The organism is Massilia sp. BKSP1R2A-1 (assembly GCF_050586525.1).
In the GTDB taxonomy this organism is placed as follows: domain Bacteria; phylum Pseudomonadota; class Gammaproteobacteria; order Burkholderiales; family Burkholderiaceae_D; genus Telluria.
Genome location: NZ_JBOBRE010000030.1, coordinates 1 through 5,016, shown reverse-complemented (window position 1 = coordinate 5,016; position 5,016 = coordinate 1). Strand labels below are relative to the sequence as shown.

Below are 5,016 nucleotides of genomic sequence, written 5' to 3'. Positions count from 1 at the left end.
GCGAACTCAGCCGGCACCATCATCAAACGCCCACACTTATCGACTGTTGATTGTTAAAGAACCGTATTCTTTCTCTTGCTATCGCTGCGAAGCGTTGTGTTCGTCAGCAGCAGAGGAACGAGAGTATGCAGTGTTTCGCGATGTTCGTCAAGTCCTCTTTTACTTCAGCTCAGATTTCTCTGTGGATCTTGCCAACGTAACCAGTTGATTACGTTAACCTTTTTCGACCTCGCCTTGCGGCGCCTCTGAAGCGGAGGCGCACTATAGCAAAGCGCGCGCGCATCCGCAAGGGGCACGCGTTTCAAGGCGCCGGCGCCAGCTCGATCACCTGTGTCGCGGCCTTCTGCACCGCTTCTCGGGAATACAGCAGGGGGAAATACTTCCCCTGAGCCCAGCTGCCTGCCAGGTCGCGGTAATGCGGGCTGGACGGGTCGCCCGACTGTCCCGGCGTGTTGATCGCACGGGAGTTGTCCCAGTTCCCCACGTCGAGGACCATCCTGAACGACGGCCCATGTGCCTGCCAGAAGCTATCGGGGTGGTAGCTCGAGACATTCACCGTGTAGGCGCTGCCTCCACGCGGCAAGGGGCCGACATTGACCTGCGCCTTTCCCGCATTGTCGAGAATCGGCGCCATGGGGTGTACGAAGAAGCTGAAGTGCAGCGCGCCCCATTGCCAGCGCTTCGGATCAGGCCCCTGCGCCGCCTCCATCTCGAGCCATGCTGCGGCGAGACTACTCAACAGCACCTCGTTACGCTTGCGGACCGCGTCCTTGCCGAAGCGCTCTTCCGGCTTTTCGAGCGACTCGAGCAGGGCCGTCGGGTGCGGTGCGTCCATCGCGCTCGCCGCCGCCGGCGACAGCACGGCCGCCTTGAACGCATTGCCGAGATGGCGCGACCACCAGACCTCGTACAGCGCGGCAGGAGCGGAGCGGGCACTCTCCGCGCCATCCCAGCTTGACAGCAGGCGCAGCGCGGCCGCTGTCACGCGGTCCCTGGACGACAAGGGCTTGAGCAGCGCCACCAGGCGGCGCGCATTCAGGTTGACCACGTCGTTCTGCAGCCGCTGCATGTCCTCCATGCTTGCCTTCGGCGTCTTCGACAGCACCTGCGCGATGCGCCGCGCCCGCGCATTGTCGGGCCACTCGAAACCGAGCTTGTATTCCTTGTAGGGATAGCCGGCCGGCAGGTTCATCTCGTTGGCGGAAGCGAACCAACCCTGCTTCGGGTTGAGCACATACGGCAGCTTGTCGCCGTCGAGGAAGCCCTTCCACTCGTAGCGGCCGTCGCCCGGCACCGGCATCAGGCCGTCCCAGTTGGGCCGCACCGGGGCGAGGCCGCCGGCCACCCAGCCGATGTTCCCGGCGGTGTCGGCGTAGACCTGGTTTTCCGTCGGCGCACCCCAGCGCCGCATCGCGCGGCGAAACTGGGTGAAGTCCTGCGCCTGCATATAGTCGATGCTGCCGAAGTAAGGGGCCATGCCGGGCGCGGTCCAGGCGGTGCGCACCGCGAAGGCGCGGCGCGTGCCGGCGTCGTGGTGGATCACCGGGCCATGGCGCGTGAAGCGCAGCTCGACCGTCCTGGCCGGCGCGCCGCGCACCTCGACCTTCTCGCGCACGATGCGAAAGTCTTCCCAGCCGCCCGCGTAGCGGTACTGGTTCGGATTGGCAGGGTTGGTTTCGTAGACGTACAGGTCTTCCTGGTCGATGCTCATGATGGTGAGCCCGAAGGCGACCTTGCCGTTGTGGCCGATCGAGACGCCCGGCAGCGCCGGCTCCCCTGCCCCGATCACGTCCAGGCCCGGCGCGTTCAGGTGCACGATGTAGCGCAGCGAGGGGGCGCCATACGCGCGGTGCGGATCGTTGGCGAGAATGGGGCGGCCGGTGCTGGTGCGCGAGGGCGCGATCACCCAGTTGTTGCTGCCTTCGAGCGTCTCTTCGCCCGGATTCACTACGCGCGCCACCTGCAGCGATTGGCGATCGAAGCGCACGTTCTCGGTCGCGAGATGGAAGACCTCGAGGGCATCCTCCGGCAGGCAGGGGTCGAGCCCTTCCGGCACACGGGTCGTCCAGCTGGGCGACAGCTTCGCGCGCACCGCATCGGCCGCCAGACCGGCGCGGCAGACCACGCGCGAACGCGCGAACTCCGCCGTCAGGTTGCGCGTCAGGCCATGGCTACGGATGCGCACCACGTCCTCCGGACGCCACTTGGCAGGCAGGTAGCGCAGCTGGCGGAATTCAAAGGGAAGAAGTTCCGGCTTGCGGGCGATATGGTCGATATAGGCGTTGATGCCGGCGACGAAGCGCGCGCTGGTCCGTTGCGCGTCCTTGCCGTAAGCCTTCCACTCGGGTTCCATGCCGCCGCGGTAGAGGAACAGCCTGGCCGCGCGATCCTGCTCCACGTAGGCGGGGCCGAAGACGGAGGACAGTTCGCCCAGCCCGCGGCGGCGCCACAGGTCGATCTGGAACAGGCGGTCGCGCGCGGCATTGAAGCCCTGCACGAAGAAGGCGTCGTCCTGGCTGGCGGCGTAGATGTGCGGCACGCCCCATTTGTCGACCAGGATGCGGGCCGGCTGGTTCAGGCCGGCCACCTTGACCGGCTGGGCCCAAGCGGGGAGCGCGGCGCCCAGGAGCAGCGCCGCGCCGAGTCGAAGCAGCCCCCTCACGCCGCCGTGGCCGCGGCGGGCGCAACTGCCGGGTTCTTGATGCGCATCGGCGGGATGGTCCAGTAGGTCACTGCGCGCCACAGCCATTCCAGCGGGCCGTAACGGAAGCGCGACAGCCAGAAGTGGCTGAAGGCGATCTGGAACACCACGACCACGGCCACGAACAGCATCTGGTCGACGCGCGAGACGCCGAAGTTGCCGAAGCCGTAGCCGAAGAAGAAGGTCGACGCGATCAGCGACTGGGTAATGTAGTTGGTCAGCGCCATGCGGCCGAAGGGCGCCAGCACGCTTACCTTGTTCAGTGGCGACGCGCTGTACAGCATCAGGATGACCAGGCTGACGTAGCCGAGCGAGGCCGGCAGGTTCCCCAGCATGAGCAGGCCCTGGGCGAACTGGAAGCCGTCGGCGCCGCGCGAACCCGGGATCGGATGCAGCGCGATCATCGAGCCGACCAGGCCCATGCCGACGCCAATCGGAATGCCATACATCGCCAGCTTGCGGAACAGCGGCAGGTGATCGCGCGCGCGCTCCATGATGCCGGCGCGGACGAACCAGCTACCGATCAGGAACATGCCGATCAGGATGGTCGCGAAACCGACTTCGTTCGCAGCGTGTTCCGGGAAGCGTTCGGCGCGAAAGCGCACCACATCGAGGTAGCTGCCCTTGCTGAGAATTGCGGTTTCTTTCGCGATCAGGTCCTTGCGCTCCTGGCGCATCTTGGCGCGCTCGGCGTCCTGTTCCCGCAGCTTCTTCGCTTCCTCCGTGGTGGTGGCGACGGGCGGTTTGTGCGGGATGTAGTACTGGGAAGCGCCGGCAACCGTCATCAGGAAGAAGGAGAAGCAGTAGATGCCCACACCCAGGTGCCACGGACGCGCCGCCTTGTCGGCGTGCGTGCGCTTGGTGAGGTAGCCCAGCGTGAACAGGGCGAAGCCCATGGCCGGAATCATGACGCGTCCTTCCATCGGCACATTCGGAATGAACCAGGTCGCCACGCCGCCGACGAGGCCGAGCGCGCCGATGATCATCATGATGAAGGCCAGCACCGTCGGCTTGCCGAAACGCTTCATGCGCTGCTCGCCGCGCAGCCACCAGGCAGCAAGGCCGAAGAAGGCCAGCCCGCCGGCCATGCCGAACAACCACTTCATGTTGGGGATGAAGCCGCCGCCGATGCACAGGGCGATCGCCAGCAGGATCCATTTGGTGCGCCCGTACAGGACGATCAGCAGCGCCGCCGCGCTGACGGCATAGCTGACCAGGATGTCGCCGCCGTACAGAAAGATATGGTGCAGCGCCCCAAAGACGGCCAACGCGGCGATGCGGCGCATATAGGGCACGAGGAATCCGCGCTCGGCGCGTTCGGCGCGGGTCAGCATGATGGCGAAGCCCATGCCGAACAGGAGGGAGAAGATGGTCCAGAATTTACCGGTGACGAAATACTGGACGAAGTAGCTGATCCACAGGTTGGCGCCGGTGGCGGTGGCCGGTATGCCGGAACCCAGGTCCGAAATGGCGCGGTTGAAGAACTCGACGTTCATCAACAGGATGCCGATGAGGGCAAACCCGCGAACGACGTCGAGAGACTGGATGCGTTCGTTGTTCGCCACCGGCGTCAACGATACTGCTGGTTTGTCCATGGCCATCCCTTTCTGATTATTGGTCGAATCATCGTAGTCCAGAGTCTGCATGTCTCAAGCGGCCATGCGACGAAATGCCGAAAAGCGCGGACGAACTGCAATTTGGAAGGCCGTTATTAAATTTGCATAAATTTTGCCGAGAGCGTCGCTTGCAATTAGCTTGTGCACGATCTATATTGGAGACATGAACTCTCCTTCTTCCCCTTCCGCACCTGCGCTCGACAGCCAGCTGTGCTTTGCCCTGTATTCCACCTCGCTGGCGATGATGCGCGTCTATCGCGGCCTGCTGCCGAAGCTCGGCCTCACCTATCCACAATACCTGGTGATGATGGTGCTGTGGGAGCAGGATGCGCTGACCGTGTCCGACATCGGCGAACGGCTCTTCCTCGATTCGGCCACTCTGACGCCGCTGCTCAAGCGCATGGAAAGCCAGGGCCTGGTACAGCGGGCGCGGGCACGTTCCGACGAGCGTCAGGTGATCGTCACGCTGACCGAGGCGGGCCAGGCCCTGCGGCAGGAAGCTGCCAAGCTGATGCCCGAGATCCTGTGCGCCACCAAGTGCTCGGTGGAAGAGATTTCCGCATTGCGCGAGCAGCTGGTTGGCCTGCGCAAGAACCTCAACGACAGCGCTGGCATGTAGTTTCCGACAGCTTCAGCCAAACAGCCCGCTCGATACCGAGCGGGTTTTTTTCATGCCGCGAAGATCTGGGGAATGGACGC

At 64.4% G+C, this 5,016-nt stretch carries 4 protein-coding genes; 2 read left to right on the top strand and 2 right to left on the bottom strand.

Annotated features, from left to right (window positions below):
* On the top strand, nucleotides 1-208 hold a 208-nt coding region (locus tag ACQ7JA_RS24875; RefSeq protein WP_430902385.1), incomplete at its 5' end, for a hypothetical protein.
* Between the two features lie 93 nt (nucleotides 209-301).
* Here the strand turns inward: ACQ7JA_RS24875 and ACQ7JA_RS24870 are convergent.
* Nucleotides 302-2,662 carry a penicillin acylase family protein gene (locus tag ACQ7JA_RS24870; protein WP_430902384.1) on the bottom strand — a complete coding sequence of 787 codons (2,361 nt, stop codon included), beginning with the start codon at nucleotides 2,660-2,662 and terminating at the stop codon, nucleotides 302-304.
* The gene (locus ACQ7JA_RS24865) at nucleotides 2,659-4,296 is read right to left on the bottom strand and encodes a DUF418 domain-containing protein (RefSeq protein WP_430902383.1); all 1,638 of its coding nucleotides are present in this window, start codon (nucleotides 4,294-4,296) and stop codon (nucleotides 2,659-2,661) included. The genes ACQ7JA_RS24870 and ACQ7JA_RS24865 overlap by 4 nt, the downstream gene beginning before the upstream one ends.
* 184 nt (nucleotides 4,297-4,480) lie before the next feature.
* Between ACQ7JA_RS24865 and ACQ7JA_RS24860 the strand changes: the two genes are divergently transcribed.
* Nucleotides 4,481-4,936 carry a MarR family winged helix-turn-helix transcriptional regulator gene (locus ACQ7JA_RS24860; RefSeq protein WP_430902382.1) on the top strand — a complete coding sequence of 152 codons (456 nt, stop codon included), beginning with the start codon at nucleotides 4,481-4,483 and terminating at the stop codon, nucleotides 4,934-4,936.
* Nucleotides 4,937-5,016 lie beyond the last annotated feature (80 nt).

Excerpts from the sequence above, each read along its gene's own strand:
- ACQ7JA_RS24865 (WP_430902383.1), bottom strand. The coding sequence starts at position 4,296 with ATGGACAAACCAGCAGTATCGTTGACGCCGGTGGCGAACAACGAACGC.
- ACQ7JA_RS24860 (WP_430902382.1), top strand. The coding sequence starts at position 4,481 with ATGAACTCTCCTTCTTCCCCTTCCGCACCTGCGCTCGACAGCCAGCTG.